We start from the raw sequence: 14664 nt of genomic DNA, 5'->3' as shown, positions 1-14664 counted from the left end.
TGGACCGGCACCCCCGTCGCCCTCGTGGCGGCGGGGGTGCCGCCGTCCTGCCGCCCGACGGCGGCGGCCCGACCCTGGTCGAGACGGTCCGTCAGGGGCGCGAGACCCCCTGGCAGGGCACCGACGCGTCGAGCAGACCCGTGTTGAGCAGGGTGTACGTCGCCCGCTCCCGGGCCAGGTTCCAGCCCAGGCCGTCCTCGGCGGGCTCGGTCCGGATGCCGGAGAGCACGCACGAGCGCAGCGGCTCGTCGAGCTCGGCGGCGGCGGGCACGGCGTCGGCGGACAGCCCGCGCAGGTAGTCCACGTCCAGCGGCACCACGAGGTCCGCGGTCGTGTTGTTGCGGACGATGAGGGCGTCGGGGTTGACGGCGGCCAGTCCCAGCACCGCGACGGCCGCGACCACGAGGACCGTGCGGGCCACCCAGCGGGCGCTCCACCGCACCCCGGCGGCCAGCAGCAACACCAGCACGGCCCCCATGACCACCTCGGCGACGGCCACGGTGATCCGCAGGCGGGTCAGCCCGAAGGCCTCGACGTACAGGTCGAGGCGGCGCAGCGCCGACGCGACCACGCCGAGCGTGCCCAGGCACAGGGTGCCCAGGGCGGCGCGGACCACGATGCGGTCACGGCGCGTGGCCCGCGGGGCGTGCCGGGCGGCGACCGTGACGACGAGGAGCGTCAGCACCGTGACGACGACGAGCTGGCCGAACCCGGCGCGGGCGTACTGCGCGTAGCTCAGGCCCGCGGTCTCGAGGACGTGCTGGTGCCCGCCGAGCACGCCACCCACCTGGACGCCCACGAACGCGAGCACGAGGGCGTCGAGGGCGACGACGGGTGTCAGCCAGGCCGTCCGCTCGGCCGGCCGGCCCTCCGGGACCCGCGCGGTCGACCACACGGGCGGGTGCAGGGCGAGCGTGGCCAGCGCCGCCGCCGCCAGGGCGACGAGCACGGCGACGACCACGCGTGCCGGCAGGTCGCCCCAGGAGAACGTGGGCAGGTAGCTGGCGAAGACCTGGTCGGCGGACGCGAAGAGCGCACCGAACACGACGAGGAGCACCGTGGTCAGCCCGAGCGTCCGCAGCCACGCGAGCACCTGCGCCCGCCGACCCCCGACCGCCTGCCCGAGCCCGTGGCGGACCCACGGCAGAGCCCGCAGGGCACCCGCGACCCACGTCGCCGGTGCGGCGACGACCGCCCACCCGGCGCGCGCGCCCGACGCGGCGGACGTCGCCGTCCAGGCCGCGGCGAGCAGGCACAGCCACACGACCCACCCCGCGGAGCGGACGGCCACGACCGAGACGAGCAGCACCGACAGCGTCACGACCAGCAGGTCCACGGCGTCACGCCGACGCCACAGGGCCGGCAGGGCGCCCGCCCAGACCACCGCGGCGGCGAGCGCGACGCCCAGCCCCGGCTCCTGGCCGACGAGCAGCACGCCGCCCGCGATCCCGGCGGCACCGCACAGCCCGAGCACGCGGACCCCGGCAGGCTCGCGGCCGTGCGCCCAGAAGGCCGCGAGCGCCCGGTCGACGGGACCGGGCGGCGGCGGGACGAAGGGCGGGCGCTGCCCGTACGGCGGGTGGACGACCGCGGCCCGCCGGTCCTGGGCCGAGGGGGCGACGGCCACCGGCACGGGGCCGGGCACGGCGTCGGCGCCGGCCGGCGAAGGCGGTTCCGCCGCGACCGTCGCGGGTGCGGCAACCGTCGCGGGTGCGGCGGACGTCGCGGGTGCGGCGGACGTCGCGGGCGCAGGTGCCCGCGCTGCTGTGGACGCCGGGGCGGGGCCGGGCGCCGGGGCAGGCGTCGCGGCGTCGGGTGCGGGAGCGGGTTCCGCTCCGGGTGCGGCTTCGGGGCCGGTCTCACCGTCAGGGCTCATGGTCGTGACGTTAGGGATCCGGAGGACGTCGCGGCCCGTGTTCGTGCGGGAGTTCGGTGGCGATCGGGTGCTGCCCCGTGAACGTCTGCGGCACAGCCTCCACACAGACGACGTCCAGGTCCGCACCGCACGACGAGGTCACGGTCTGCGGGGACGCTGCTCGACTCGGTCAGGAGGGGCGGGGCGGTCTGAAGGGGGCGTGCGGTCAGGAGGGGTGGGGCGGGCGGGCGGCGAGCCCGGTGACGAGCAGGACCGCCCCGGCGACCGCGCACACGGTCAGCACGGTCCCCGCCGTGGGGCGGTCCACGAGGACGAGGACGGCGGCTGCCAGGACGACGACGGAGGAGCGGACGAGGACACGCTGGTCGTGCAGCCACGCCCCGACGGGTCCGCTGCTCAGCCCGCGCCGCTCCCCCGCCCCGCGCAGCCACGCGGCGGCCGCAGCGGCGCCCTCGCGCACGGCGACGGCCGCGGCGGACCGCCCGGACAGGAAGGCGACGGCCGCGGCGACCAGGGCCAGGACGAGGACCGCGCGCAGGGACACCCGCAGCAGCGAGACGACCTGGTCGAAGACGACGACCGCCGCGTCGGGGCGCTGGACGTCTGGCGGGAGCGCACCGATGAACCCCTGCCGGCCGACGGCGACGGCGACCGCGAGGAGCACCATGGTGCCGGCCAGCGCCAGCGAGCAGGCCAGCACGGCCCGGGCCCGGTGCACGGCCGCGAGCACGGCCGCCGCGTAGAGCGCGAGCACCAGCCACGGCAGCCAGGTGCCGAGCACGTCGAGCGCCCGGTACCCCTGCCGCAGGGTCAGCAGGTCGGGGCTGGAGACCAGCGGGAAGGTGGGGTTGATCGCGGGGATGCGTTCGGCGAGCGTGAAGCCCGATGCGACCAGCGCGGCCCGCACCTCGTCCACGACCGGGCCGAGGTCGACGCTGAGGGTGCCGTCCGCGTCGAGCGTGGCGACGGCGTCGGGGTCGCCCCGCAGGACGGCGACGAGCTGGGCGTGCACCGTCCGGTGGCCCTGCGCCCACACGGACGACGCGGCGTCCGACGTGACCACCCGGTGCACGGCCTGCCGCACCCGCCCGGTCACGGCGTCCACCAACGGCCCCTCGAGCGACGCGGCGAGCACGCCGAGGCGTGGCGGCAGGCCCAGCTCGCCGACGGCGGCGGTGAGGTCGGCGGCGAGCTCCTCGAGCCGCATGCCCTCGACGACGGCGACGGTGACGCGCTGGGTGACGGCGTCCTGCACGGCGGGGGCGTCGATGATCGGTGCGACCGTCGCGAGGTAGCGCTCCGTGTCGACGACGACGCCGCGCGCCCACGCCGACACGACAGCGACCGGCGCGAGCAGGGACGCGACGACGACGAGCGCGACCACGACGCTGCCCCGGGCGACCCGCCGGGCACGACGCGGGGCGCCGCCGGCCGACGCGGCGGGTGCGCCGGGGGCGCCGGGCGCGACGGCGGGCGGGGTGCGCGTGGCGGCGCGCAGGCGGGCGTTCTCGGCCTCCAGCGCCGCGACGCGCGCGCGCAGCACGGCGTGGTCGTCGTGCTCGTCGGGCTGGGCGTGGTCCGTGGGCGCGCCCGGCGGCCGTCCGCTCGTGCTGCTGCTGCCGGCCATCCGGTCCCCCGCCGACGTGCGCCGTGGGCCGCTGCTTCGCCGCCCTGCGAGCGAGCATCCCACCGCGCGCCGCTGCGCGCGAGAGGCCCGGACGGGCGTGTCAGCCGTAGAAGACGCGCTCGACGACGGCTCTGGCCCGGCGGGCGGTGCGCAGGTAGTCCTGCTCGAGCGCGCCGCCCGACCCGGCGGGGTACCCCATGACCCGGGAGACGCCGGCGAGCGCCTGCCGGTCGTGCGGCAGGACGTCCGCGTGCGCGCCCTCGGCGCGACCGGTCCACAGCACGTTGGCGTCGCGGACCCGCGAGGCCATCTCCCACGCCTCGCGCAGCACCTGCGCATCGTCGGCGTGCAGCAGGCCCGCGTCGGTCGCGGCGGTGAGCGCCCCGAGCGTCGAGGTGGTCCGCAGCGCGGGCACGGCGTGGGCGTGCTGGAGCTGGAGCAGCTGGGCGGTCCACTCGACGTCGGCGATGCCGCCCCGCCCGAGCTTGACGTGCCGGGTGGGGTCCACGCCGCGCGGGAGGCGCTCGGCCTCGACGCGGGCCTTGATGCGGCGCACCTCGCGCGTGGTCGCGACGTCGAGCCCGTCGACGGGGTAGCGCAGCGGGTCGACGAGGGCGACGAACCGCTCGCCGAGGGCGGTGTCACCGGCGACGGGCCGGGCCCGCAGCAGCGCCTGCGACTCCCAGGGGGACGACCAGCGCTGGTAGTACTCGGCGTAGGCGTCGAACGTCCGCACCAGGGGGCCGTTGCGACCCTCGGGGCGCAGGTCGGCGTCGACCGCGAGCGTGGGTTCGGGGCCCACGGCGCCGAGCAGCTGCCGCAGGCCGGTCGCGGTGGCCAGGGCCACGTCCTGGGCGACGGCGGGGTCGGCGCCAGGGAGAGGGTCGTGGACGAACATCACGTCGGCGTCGGAGGAGTAGCCGACCTCGCCGCCGCCGAGCCGACCCATGGCCACCACGAGCAGGCGGGTCGGTGCCTCGTGGAGGCCGCGGACCGCGCACGCCTCGGCCTGGGCGACCCGCAGGGCGCCGGCGAGCACGGTGTCGGCCGCGACGGTCAGGCTCTGCGAGGCACGGACCCCGGTGACGACCCCGAGCACGTCGGCGACCGCCGTGCGGGCCAGCTCGCGGCGGCGCAGGGCGCGCAGCGCGGTGACGGCGGGCACGGGCTCGTGCGCGCGGCGCAGGACCGCGTCGGCCTCGGCCGCGAGCCGCTCGGCGGTCCGGGGAGCGAGGTCCGCGTCGGCCGCGAGCCACGTGACGGACTCCGGGGAGCGGCTGAGGGCGTCGGCGGCGTAGCGCGACGTCGACAGCAGCGTCGCGAGGCGCTGCGCGGCCGTGCCGGAGTCGCGCAGCAGCTTGAGGTACCAGTGCGTCGTGCCGAGCTGCTCGGACAGGCGCCGGAACGCGAGCAGCCCGCCGTCGGGGTCGGGGCCCTCGGCGAACCAGCCGAGCATGACGGGCAGCAGCTGGCGCTGGATCGCCGCGCGCCGGGTCACGCCGTCGGTGAGCGCGCCGATGTGCCGCAGGGCCCCGGCCGGGTCGCGGTAGCCGATCGCGGCGAGGCGGGCGCGGGCGGCGTCGGGCGCGAGGCTGGCCTCCTCGGTCGACAGCCGTGCCGTGGCGGGCAGCAGGGGGCGGTAGAACAGCTCTTCGTGCAGGCGCCGCACGTCGCGGCGGGTGCTGCGCCACCGCTCGAGCAGCCCGTCGGGGCCCTCGGCCCGCATGCCGAGGGTGCGGGCCAGCCGCCGCAGGTCGCCGTCGGCCGTGGGCACCAGGTGCGTGCGCTGCAGCCGGTACAGCTGGATGCGGTGCTCCATGGCGCGCATCCACCGGTAGCAGACCGCGAGCTGGCCGGCGTGCTCGCGGCCCACGTACCCGCCTGCGGCGAGCGCGGCGAGCGCGGTGAGGGTGCTGGGGCTGCGGATGGCCTCGTCCGCGCGTCCGTGCACGAGCTGGAGCAGCTGCACGGTGAACTCCACGTCCCGCAGACCGCCGACGCCGAGCTTGAGCTGGCGGTCGGCCTCGGCGCGGGGCACGTGCTGCTCGACGCGTCGGCGCATGGCCTGGGAGTCCTCGACGAAGTTCTCGCGCTCGACGGCCGACCACACCAGCGGGTTGACGGTCTCGACGTAGGCGCGGCCGAGGTCGCGGTCGCCGGCCAGCGGGCGGGCCTTGAGCAGCGCCTGGAACTCCCACGTCTTCGCCCAGCGCCCGTAGTACGCCCGGTGGCTGGCGAGGGTCCGCACGAGCGGGCCGTCCTTGCCCTCGGGGCGCAGCGCCGCGTCGACTGGCCACAGCGCCGGCTCGCCCGAGGGGACGGAGCACGCACGCGCGAGCCCGGCGGCCAGTCGCGCCCCGACGGCCATGGCCTCGTCCTCGGGCGTGCCGTCGACGGGCTCGGCCACGTAGACGACGTCGACGTCGGAGACGTAGTTGAGCTCGCGGCCACCGGTCTTGCCCATGCCGATGACGGCCAGCCGGACGCCCGCGCCGTGGTCGTCCAGGTCGGCGCGGGCCAGCGCCAGGGCCGCCTCGAGGGCGGCGGCGGCCAGGTCCGCGAGCGCCGCCGCCACGCCCGGCAGCCGGCTGAGGGGGTCGTCGACGGTGAGGTCGGTGGCGGCGATGCGCAGCAGGCGCCGCCGGTAGGCGCGGCGCATGGCGTCGACCCCGGCCGCGCCCGCGGTGCCGGCCACGGGCACGGGGGCGTCGGGGTCGGCGTCGACGGCACGCAGCAGCTCGGCCCGGACCTCTCCGGCGTCGACGCCGGTGCCCGGGGTCGGGTCGACGACGACGTGCAGCGCCCGGGGGTCGGCGGCGAGCGTGTTGCCGAGCGCGAGGGACGCCCCGGTCACGGCGAGCAGCCGCGTGCGGGCCTCCCCCTCGCCGGCGAGCATGTCGCGCAGGAGGCCGCTCAGCTCCGCGTCGCGCTGCACGGCGCCGGCGATCTTGGCGAGGGCGAGCAGTGCGAGGTCTGGGTCGCCGACGTCCCGCAGGGCGGGGACGAGGGAGTCCAGGTCGGGCTGCAGGGCCAGGAGCGCGGGGTCGGCGAGCAGCCGCTCGGCGCGCGGCACGTCGCCCACGCCGGCACGGCGCAGCCGCCCGGCGAGGGTCTGCTCGCGACCCGCGACGCTCATCGCGTCACACCAGGGGGAGGAACCGCCGCAGCTCGTACGGCGTGACCTGAGCCCGGTACTCCTCCCACTCCTGCCGCTTGTTGCGCAGGAAGTAGTCGAAGACGTGCTCTCCGAGGGTCTCGGCGACGAGCTCGGACCGCTCCATCACCGTGATCGCCGCCTCGAGCGACGTCGGCAGCGGCTCGATCCCGAGCGCACGACGCTCGGCGTCGGTGAGCTCCCACACGTCGTCGTCGGCGCCCTCGGGCAGCTCGTAGCCCTCCTCGACGCCCTTGAGCCCGGCGGCGAGCATGAGCGCGAACGCCAGGTAGGGGTTGGTCGCGGAGTCGACGCCGCGGTACTCGATGCGGCTGGAGTTGCCCTTGCCGGGCTTGTACATGGGCACGCGCACGAGCGCGGACCGGTTGTTGTGGCCCCAGCAGATGAAGCTGGGGGCCTCGGACCCGCCCCACAGCCGCTTGTAGGAGTTGACGAACTGGTTGGTGACCGCGGTGATCTCGGCGGCGTGCCGCAGCAGGCCGGCGATGAAGTGCCGCCCGACCTTGGACAGCTGGTACTCGGCGCCGGCCTCGTAGAACGCGTTGCGGTCGCCCTCGAACAGCGACACGTGCGTGTGCATGCCCGAGCCCGGCTGGTCGGCCAGGGGCTTGGGCATGAAGGAGGCGAACACGCCCTGCTCGAGCGCGACCTCCTTGACGACGGTGCGGAACGTCATGATGTTGTCCGCGGTCGTCAGGGCGTCGGCGTAGCGCAGGTCGATCTCGTTCTGGCCCGGGCCGGCCTCGTGGTGGGAGAACTCCACCGAGATGCCCATGGACTCGAGCATCGTGATCGCCGCGCGCCGGAAGTCGTGCGCGGTGCCGCGCGGCACGTGGTCGAAGTACCCGCCCTGGTCGACCGGCACCAGGGGGCGCTCGGGGTCGGCCGGGGCGTCGAAGAGGTAGAACTCGACCTCGGGGTGCGTGTAGAAGGTGAAGCCCCGGTCGCTGGCGCGGTGCAGCGCGCGCTTGAGCACGTACCGCGAGTCCGCGAGCGACGGCTCGCCGTCGGGCGTCAGGAGGTCGCAGAACATCCGCGCCGTGCCGTGCCGCTCGCCGCGCCACGGGAGCACCTGGAACGTCGAGGGGTCGGGCTTGGCGATCATGTCGGCCTCGTACACCCGCGTGAGGCCCTCGATCGCGCTGCCGTCGAAGCCGATGCCCTCCGCGAACGCCGACTCGAGCTCGGCGGGCGCGACGGCGACCGACTTGAGCATCCCCAGCACGTCCGTGAACCACAGACGGATGAAGCGGATGTCCCGCTCCTCGACGGTGCGGAGGACGAACTCCTGCTGCCTGTCCATGGTGCACATCCTGCCTGATCGTGGCGGGTGCGCGCGGCACGGCTCACCGGCCGGGCCCCAGGTCCCCCCGACCGGGTGCACGGTCGGGTGCGGACTAGGCTCGACGGCGGCGCGCGACCCGCGCCCGACCCCCAGACCCCGGCCCCGCGGAGCAGCACGATGACCGAGCCGACCCCCCGCCCGACGCGCGTGCGCGTGCACCACCTGCAGGCGGCCAAGGACCGCGGCGAGAAGCTGACGATGCTCACCGCGTACGACGCGGTGACGGCGCGCATCTTCGACGACGCGGGCGTCGACATGCTGCTGGTGGGCGACTCGGTGGGCAACACGATGCTCGGGTTCGACACGACCCTGCCGGTCACGCTGGACCACCTCGTCGTGGCCGCCCGGGCGGTGGCGGGGGCCGCACGGCGGGCCTTCGTCGTCGCGGACCTGCCGTTCGGCAGCTACGAGGCGGGCCCCGAGCAGGCCCTCGCGTCGGGCGTGCGGATGATGAAGGAGGCCGGGGTCTCGGCCGTGAAGATCGAGGGCGGCGTGCGCGTGGCCGCGCAGATCCGTGCGCTGACCGACGCGGGCATCCCCGTCGTGGCGCACCTGGGCTACACGCCGCAGTCCGAGCACCTGCTCGGCGGACCCCGGGTGCAGGGGCGCGGCGACGCCGCCGACGTCCTGCAGCAGGACGCGGTCGCCGTCGTCGAGGCGGGCGCCGTGGCCGTGGTCCTGGAGATGGTGCCCGCCCCGCTCGCGGCCCGCGTGACCGAGGTCGTGCGGGTGCCGACCATCGGGATCGGCGCCGGCGAGGGCTGCGACGGCCAGGTGCTCGTGTGGGTCGACATGGCGGGCATGACCGACTGGTCGCCGCGCTTCGCCAAGCGCTTCGGCGAGGTCGGCGCCGCGCTGTCGTCCGCGGCGCGCGCGTACGTCGACGAGGTCCGCGCCGGCACCTTCCCCGACGCCGAGCACCGCTTCGACGCCTGAGCGCAGCCGGGTCCGACCACCCCGCCGGGCTCGGCGCGCCCTCAGTCGTCGGCGGCGTCCTGCGCGTCCCAGCGCTCGGTGCGCCGGCGCGCGGTCTCCAGCGCCCGCTCGGCCTCCTCCCGCGTCGCGTAGGGGCCCATCACCTGGCTCCAGTCGCTGCGCCGGCCGGCCTCGACCTCGTGCGTGCGGGTGTTGAACCAGTACTCCTCGGCCACGGCGGGCTCCTCTCCGGCGGCGCCCGCGAGGTGCCGGCGCTCCGCACGTCCGTAGACTGCCAGGCATGTCGCCGGTCCACGCGTCGCGCGCCGCCCTGTCCCCCGGGCGCGTCAGCCCTCGCCGTCCCGTCCCCGCCGCGATCGCGCGGCCCGAGTACGTCGACCGGCCCGCACCGGCGCCGTGGCGCGGGTCCGACGTGCTGGACCCCGAGACGGTCGGCCGTGTGCGGGTCGCCGCGCGGATCGCCGCCCAGGCCCTCGAGGAGGTCGGCCGCCACGTACGCCCCGGCGTCACGACGGACGAGCTCGACGCGATCGGGCACGACTTCCTCGTCGCGCACGGCGCGTACCCCTCGACGCTGGGCTACCGCGGCTTCCCCAAGTCGTTGTGCACGTCGCTCAACGAGGTCGTCTGCCACGGCATCCCCGACTCGACGGTCGTCGAGGACGGCGACATCGTGAACGTCGACGTCACCGCGTACGTCGACGGGGTCCACGGCGACAACAACGCCACGTTCCTCGCCGGGGACGTCGACGAGGAGACCCGTCTGCTGGTCGAGCGCACGCGCGAGGCCCTGGAGCGCGGGATCAAGGCCGTCCGGCCCGGGCGCGAGATCAACGTGGTCGGCCGGGTCATCGAGAAGTACGCCGCCCGGTTCGGCTACGGCGTGGTGCGCGACTTCACCGGGCACGGCGTCGGCCCCGCGTTCCACACCGGGCTGGTCGTGCCGCACTACGACGCTGCCCCCGACCACGCCACGGTCATCGAGCCCGGCATGGTCTTCACCATCGAGCCCATGCTCAACCTCGGCACGGCGGACTGGGAGATGTGGGACGACGGCTGGACCGTCGTCACCGCCGACCGGCGCCGCAGCGCCCAGTTCGAGCACACCCTGCTCGTCACCGACACCGGCGCGGAGGTCCTGACGCTCCCATGACCAAGCACACCAAGCACGACACGGCGTTCGGCATCGACATCGGCGGGTCCGGCATCAAGGGCGCCCCCGTCGACCTGCGGATCGGGGAGTTCGCGGCCGACCGGCTGCGGATCCCGACCCCGCAGCCGGCGACGCCCGCGGCGGTCGCGCAGACCGTCGCCGAGGTCGTCGACTCCTTCGACCTCGACAAGCACGTGCCGATCGGCGTGACCTTCCCCGCGGTCATCCTGCACGGCGTGGCGCAGTCGGCCGCGAACGTCGACAAGAGCTGGATCGGGACGGACGTCGAGAAGGCCGTCGGCGCGGCGACGGGCCGCAAGGTGTTCGCCGTCAACGACGCCGACGCCGCCGGGTACGCCGAGGTCGAGTACGGCGCGGCGCAGGACGTCGACGGCGTCGTCCTCGTCGTCACGCTCGGCACCGGAATCGGCACCTGCCTCGTCGTCGACGGCGTGCTGGTGCCCAACACCGAGCTCGGCCACCTCGAGATCGACGGGCACGACGCCGAGACCCGCGCGTCGGAGGCCGTCCGCGACCGCGAGGACCTCAGCTGGGAGCAGTGGGCGCAGCGGCTGCAGCGGTACTTCACGGTCGTGGAGAACCTGCTGTGGCCCGACCTCATCGTCGTCGGCGGCGGCGTGAGCAAGAAGCACGCGGAGTTCCTGCCGCTGCTGGACCTGCGCACGCCGATCGTCCCCGCCCGCCTGCGGAACGCCGCGGGAATCGTCGGGGCGGCCCGCCTGGCCGCCGACCGCGCGCACTGACGCCAGGAGACGGACCGGGCAAGGTCGGCGGCCCGCCGGCCGCACGTGCACAGGACCTCCCCGTCCACCACCCGGCACGCCCCTTACCACCGGCCTGAACGGCACGTACTCTCGAGGGCATCCGTACCGCCGAGCGACCGCTCACCCCCACGGCTGGGAAGTCGACCCACGCCCTGGAGGCCCCGTGACGCTCGCCCCTACCCCGACGCGACCGCGCCCCCGTCAGGAGGCCGCGACCGGCAGCTACCACGAGCTGGCTGCCGCCGTCCGGGAGGCGGGCCTCCTCGAGCGCACGCCGCGGTTCTACGTGGGCCTGCTCACGGGTCTGGGCGTCGCCCTCGCCGCGCTCCTCACCGCGCTCGTCGTCATCGGCCCGTCGTGGTGGCAGCTGCTCGTCGCCGCCGCGCTCGGCGTCGTGCTCACACAGGTCGCGTTCGTCTCGCACGAGGCGTCCCACCGCCAGGTCCTGCGCACCGGACCGGCCAACGACAGGCTCGGGCGGGTCCTGGCCAACGCGGTCGTCGGGATCAGCCACAGCTGGTGGACGACCAAGCACAACCGCCACCACGCGAACCCGAACCGCCGCGGCAAGGACCCGGACATCGAGCGGGACACGATCTCGTTCCTGCCCGAGGACGCCGCGCAGCAGAGCGGCTTCATGGGCGCCCTCACCCGCCGCCAGGGGTGGCTGTTCTTCCCCCTCCTGACGCTCGAGGGCCTCAACCTGCACGTGGTGTCGATCCGCTCGGCGCTCGCGTCCGCCCCCAGCCGCGCCCGCACCACCGAGCTGGTGCTCATGGCCGTCCGCCTCGTCGGGTACGTCGCCCTGGTCGTGTGGCAGCTCCCGCTCGGCATGGCCGCCGCGTTCCTCGCCGTGCAGCTCGCGGTGTTCGGCGTGTACATGGGCGCGTCCTTCGCCCCGAACCACAAGGGCATGGCGATCATCCCGGCCGAGAGCCGGCTGGACTTCCTGTCCAAGCAGGTGCTGACGTCGCGCAACATCTCCGGCGGCCGCTGGGTGACCGCGCTCATGGGCGGGCTCGACGCGCAGATCGAGCACCACCTGTTCCCCTCGATGCCCCGCCCGCACCTGGCCCGTGCCCGTGAGCTGGTCCGGGAGCACTGCGCGCGCGTCGGCATGCCGTACACGCAGACGACGCTGGTGGAGTCGTACCGCCGCGTCGTGGAGTACCTCAACGAGGTCGGCCTGCAGGCGCGCGACCCGTTCGACTGCCCGATGGTCGCGCGCTACCGCGCCTGACGCGCCCGGGGATGCCTGCGGGCGCGTCAGCCCCTAGCGTCGTGCCATGCACCTGATCGTCTCGCAGCTGTCGATCGACGCCGCCGACCCGACCGCCCTGGCGCGCTGGTGGTCGCGGGTCCTCGGGTGGACGGTCACGGACGAGGAGGGCGACGGCGAGGAGGTCGAGCTCGCGCCCGCCGACGGCTCCGCGACGGGGTGGCTCTTCGTGCGCGTCCCCGACGAACGCCGCGTGAAGAACCGCCTGCACCCGGACCTGCGCCCGCCCGACGGCTCGGACCAGGCGACCGAGCTCGCCCGGCTGCTCGAGCTCGGTGCGACACCCGTGGACGTGGGCCAGCAGGACGTGACCTGGCACGTGCTGGCCGACCCCGAGGGCAACGAGTTCTGCCTCCTGCGCAGCACGCCCGCCGACCTCGCCCGGGCGCAGGCGGGCTGACGGCGCGGGCGGGACCTTCGTCCCCTCCGCCCGCGGCACCCGACGGATCTCACCCGCGCACGCGGGTTGGGGTCGCGGGCGGTCCCTGGTGCGTGCGCCACGGGCTCCTACCGTGGTGGTGAGAGCACGGCACGGTGACGAGGGGGACACCATGGCAGGCGACCAGCGCCACGACGACGCGAGCCGGACGGCCCGGGGACCCGGTCTGCCGTTCGTCCCCCGGCCCGCCCGCGCGCGCACCGGCCAGCAGCGGGACAGCCGCCCGCAGGTCGCGGGGCACGCGGACCTGCCGCGCCTGCCCTTCGTGCCGCGCCAGCGGCAGAGCCGTTCCGGGCACGCCGCCTGAGGAGGTCGCCGGCCCGGGACCCCTCCGGCGGGCGCCGCGCGGGCACCCCGGAGGGGCGGACGAGTCAGCCGGTACGCCGGGTTCTGTCCCCGTGCGCGGTTGCCCACGCGCGGGTGGCGACCATCCATCTACGACGTGCGTCGCCGCACGCCTCCAGCGGCCTACCCGGGAGCTCGGGCGGGCAGCCCTCGGACGCTCCCTGTCTGGCCTTGCTCCGGGTGGGGTTTGCCTAGCCGCACCGGTCACCCGGTGCGCTGGTGGTCTCTTGCACCACCGTTTCACCCTTACCCCGTCGCACCGAAATGCGACGTGGCGGTCTGTTCTCTGTGGCACTGTCCCGCGGGTCACCCCGGGTGGGCGTTACCCACCACCCTGCCCTGCGGAGCCCGGACGTTCCTCGGCAGGACCACGAAGGCCCTGACGCGGCCGCCTGGCTGACTCGTCCGCGCGCCCAGCCTACCCGTCGCGCCGGGGGGGTGCGGCACGGTCAGACGTCGACGCGGTAGTCCAGCTGGAGAGCGTCGCCGGTGGTGCCGCGGATCGCCCAGTGCGTGGGCGGGCTCTCCAGCACGACGACCTCCAGGTCGTCGGGCGCCAGGCCGAGCGCCGGGGCGACGTCGTCGGTCATGGCCGCGAGCAGGGCCCGCACGGCGGCGGGGCTGCGCCCGGTGAAGGCGACGACCTCGACGACGAGGTAGTCGTGCCCGCGCGGTGCGACCAGGTCCTCGTCGTCGAGCAGCAGGAACCGGTGGAACCGCTTGGTCGACGGGATGCCCCAGGCGTCGACGAGGGCCGCGTGCAGGGCGTCGGAGACCTCGGCCCGCCGGTGGCCCCAGGCCGAGCGGCGGCCGTACACCTTCACGTGAGCCACGGCACTCCTGCGGGGTCGTCGGACGGGCAGGACCGCACCGTACAGTGCAGCGGTGCTCGTGCTGCTGCCGCCCTCGGAGGGCAAGACGCCCGCGCCCGTCGGCGCCCCGCCGGTCGACCTCGGCGCGCTCGCGCACCCCGGGCTCACGCCGTGGCGGGAGAAGGTGCTCGACGCGCTCGTCGCGGTCGGCGCCCAGGACGACGCGTGCGCGGTGCTGGGTGTCTCGCCAGGGCTGGCCGCCGAGGTCGCCCGCAACACGGGCCTGCGCGACGCCCCGGCCGCGCGGGCGTCCCGGGTGTACACCGGGGTGCTGTACGGCGCGGCGGGCCTGGACGACCTGACGCCGGCGGCGCGGGCACGCGCGGTGCGGTCCGTCCGGGTCGTCAGCGCGCTGTGGGGCGTCCTGACGGTGGACGACGTGGTGCCCGCGTACCGGTTGTCGATGGGCACCGACCTCCCGGGCGTGGGGCCGCTCGCCGCCGCGTGGCGTGGCCCGCTCGCCGAGGCGCTGGCCGGGGAGGGCGAGGACCTGGTGGTCGACTGCCGCTCGGCGGCCTACCGGGCCGCGTGGACCCCGCCCGCGGGCGCGACGTGGGTGGACGTGCGGGTGCTGCGCGAGGTCGACGGGCGCCGGTCGGTGGTCTCGCACCACGCCAAGCACACGCGCGGCGTGCTGACCCGGCACCTGGTGACCCGCCGCGGCAACGCCCCGCGGGACGCGGAGGACCTGGCGCACGCCGCGAGCGCACTCGTCGGGACGGCGCTGACGGCGGTCGAGCTGGCGGGCCCGCCGCGGCGCGGGGCGCGCACGCTCTCCCTCGTCGTGGCCTGACCGCGCCGCCTCGTCGTGCTCTGACGTCGGGGAACGCCC

The 14664-nt window shown here is 75.9% G+C and carries 13 protein-coding genes and 1 other RNA gene; 7 read left to right on the top strand and 7 right to left on the bottom strand.

The window, feature by feature from the left end; genetic code table 11:
• Positions 1 to 91: 91 nt before the first annotated feature.
• The 4 genes from FBY24_RS14855 to FBY24_RS14840 all read right to left on the bottom strand — a co-directional run bounded on the left by FBY24_RS14855 (position 92) and on the right by FBY24_RS14840 (position 7981).
• On the bottom strand, positions 92 to 1645 hold the full coding sequence (locus tag FBY24_RS14855; protein WP_255432420.1) for a DUF4153 domain-containing protein: 1554 nt from the start codon (positions 1643 to 1645) through the stop codon (positions 92 to 94).
• Between the two features lie 436 nt (positions 1646 to 2081).
• Complete coding sequence (locus FBY24_RS14850; RefSeq protein WP_255432419.1) at positions 2082 to 3503, bottom strand: hypothetical protein; 1422 nt, start codon at positions 3501 to 3503, stop codon at positions 2082 to 2084.
• 100 nt (positions 3504 to 3603) lie between these two features.
• Positions 3604 to 6639 carry a bifunctional [glutamine synthetase] adenylyltransferase/[glutamine synthetase]-adenylyl-L-tyrosine phosphorylase gene (locus tag FBY24_RS14845; RefSeq protein ID WP_142161740.1) on the bottom strand — a complete coding sequence of 1012 codons (3036 nt, stop codon included), beginning with the start codon at positions 6637 to 6639 and terminating at the stop codon, positions 3604 to 3606.
• 4 nt (positions 6640 to 6643) lie between these two features.
• Positions 6644 to 7981 carry a glutamine synthetase family protein gene (locus tag FBY24_RS14840; protein ID WP_140458722.1) on the bottom strand — a complete coding sequence of 446 codons (1338 nt, stop codon included), beginning with the start codon at positions 7979 to 7981 and terminating at the stop codon, positions 6644 to 6646.
• Positions 7982 to 8140: 159 nt separating this feature from the next.
• On the opposite strand from FBY24_RS14840, the gene panB reads away from it, so the two are divergent.
• Entirely contained in the window at positions 8141 to 8959 is an 819-nt protein-coding gene (panB, locus tag FBY24_RS14835) for a 3-methyl-2-oxobutanoate hydroxymethyltransferase (protein ID WP_142161738.1), read from the top strand.
• A gap of 41 nt (positions 8960 to 9000) precedes the next feature.
• On the opposite strand, the gene FBY24_RS14830 is transcribed toward panB, so the two are convergent.
• The gene (locus FBY24_RS14830; protein WP_142161736.1) at positions 9001 to 9174 is read right to left on the bottom strand and encodes an SPOR domain-containing protein; all 174 of its coding nucleotides are present in this window, start codon (positions 9172 to 9174) and stop codon (positions 9001 to 9003) included.
• A 65-nt stretch (positions 9175 to 9239) separates the two neighbouring features.
• Here FBY24_RS14830 and map point away from each other — a divergent pair, with 65 nt between their 5' ends.
• The 5 genes from map (at position 9240) to FBY24_RS14805 (ending at position 12922) form a co-directional block, all read left to right on the top strand.
• Positions 9240 to 10112: a type I methionyl aminopeptidase gene (gene map / locus FBY24_RS14825; RefSeq protein WP_142161734.1), complete on the top strand. Its 873-nt coding sequence runs from the start codon at positions 9240 to 9242 to the stop codon at positions 10110 to 10112.
• Positions 10109 to 10876, top strand: a complete 768-nt coding sequence (ppgK, locus tag FBY24_RS14820; RefSeq protein ID WP_142161732.1) for a polyphosphate--glucose phosphotransferase — start codon at positions 10109 to 10111, stop codon at positions 10874 to 10876. Before map ends, ppgK begins: the two co-directional genes overlap by 4 nt.
• A gap of 184 nt (positions 10877 to 11060) precedes the next feature.
• On the top strand, positions 11061 to 12137 hold the full coding sequence (locus tag FBY24_RS14815) for an acyl-CoA desaturase (RefSeq protein ID WP_142161730.1): 1077 nt from the start codon (positions 11061 to 11063) through the stop codon (positions 12135 to 12137).
• Positions 12138 to 12183: 46 nt separating this feature from the next.
• The gene (locus FBY24_RS14810) at positions 12184 to 12576 is read left to right on the top strand and encodes a VOC family protein (protein ID WP_142161729.1); all 393 of its coding nucleotides are present in this window, start codon (positions 12184 to 12186) and stop codon (positions 12574 to 12576) included.
• A gap of 151 nt (positions 12577 to 12727) precedes the next feature.
• Positions 12728 to 12922 carry a hypothetical protein gene (locus FBY24_RS14805; protein WP_142161727.1) on the top strand — a complete coding sequence of 65 codons (195 nt, stop codon included), beginning with the start codon at positions 12728 to 12730 and terminating at the stop codon, positions 12920 to 12922.
• Between the two features lie 56 nt (positions 12923 to 12978).
• Here the strand turns inward: FBY24_RS14805 and rnpB are convergent.
• An RNA gene (gene rnpB / locus FBY24_RS14800) (RNase P RNA component class A) lies at positions 12979 to 13364 on the bottom strand.
• A gap of 45 nt (positions 13365 to 13409) precedes the next feature.
• Positions 13410 to 13793 (bottom strand): tautomerase family protein, encoded by a 384-nt coding sequence (locus FBY24_RS14795; protein WP_142161725.1) that lies wholly within the window; start codon positions 13791 to 13793, stop codon positions 13410 to 13412.
• A gap of 52 nt (positions 13794 to 13845) precedes the next feature.
• On the opposite strand from FBY24_RS14795, the gene FBY24_RS14790 reads away from it, so the two are divergent.
• Positions 13846 to 14625: a YaaA family protein gene (locus FBY24_RS14790; RefSeq protein ID WP_142161723.1), complete on the top strand. Its 780-nt coding sequence runs from the start codon at positions 13846 to 13848 to the stop codon at positions 14623 to 14625.
• Positions 14626 to 14664 lie beyond the last annotated feature (39 nt).

Origin of the sequence: Cellulomonas sp. SLBN-39 (genome assembly GCF_006715865.1) — a bacterium.
Taxonomy (GTDB): Bacteria; Actinomycetota; Actinomycetes; order Actinomycetales; family Cellulomonadaceae; genus Cellulomonas.
This window is presented reverse-complemented; position numbering and strand designations above follow the sequence as displayed.

What these genes read in the sequence shown, in the direction of transcription:
- FBY24_RS14850 (WP_255432419.1), bottom strand. Translation starts at nt 3,503, where the DNA reads ATGGCCGGCAGCAGCAGCACGAGCGGACGGCCGCCGGGCGCGCCCACG.
- FBY24_RS14845 (WP_142161740.1), bottom strand. Translation starts at nt 6,639, where the DNA reads ATGAGCGTCGCGGGTCGCGAGCAGACCCTCGCCGGGCGGCTGCGCCGT.
- FBY24_RS14840 (WP_140458722.1), bottom strand. Translation starts at nt 7,981, where the DNA reads ATGGACAGGCAGCAGGAGTTCGTCCTCCGCACCGTCGAGGAGCGGGAC.
- panB (WP_142161738.1), top strand. Translation starts at nt 8,141, where the DNA reads ATGACCGAGCCGACCCCCCGCCCGACGCGCGTGCGCGTGCACCACCTG.
- map (WP_142161734.1), top strand. Translation starts at nt 9,240, where the DNA reads ATGTCGCCGGTCCACGCGTCGCGCGCCGCCCTGTCCCCCGGGCGCGTC.
- ppgK (WP_142161732.1), top strand. Translation starts at nt 10,109, where the DNA reads ATGACCAAGCACACCAAGCACGACACGGCGTTCGGCATCGACATCGGC.
- FBY24_RS14810 (WP_142161729.1), top strand. Translation starts at nt 12,184, where the DNA reads ATGCACCTGATCGTCTCGCAGCTGTCGATCGACGCCGCCGACCCGACC.
- FBY24_RS14805 (WP_142161727.1), top strand. Translation starts at nt 12,728, where the DNA reads ATGGCAGGCGACCAGCGCCACGACGACGCGAGCCGGACGGCCCGGGGA.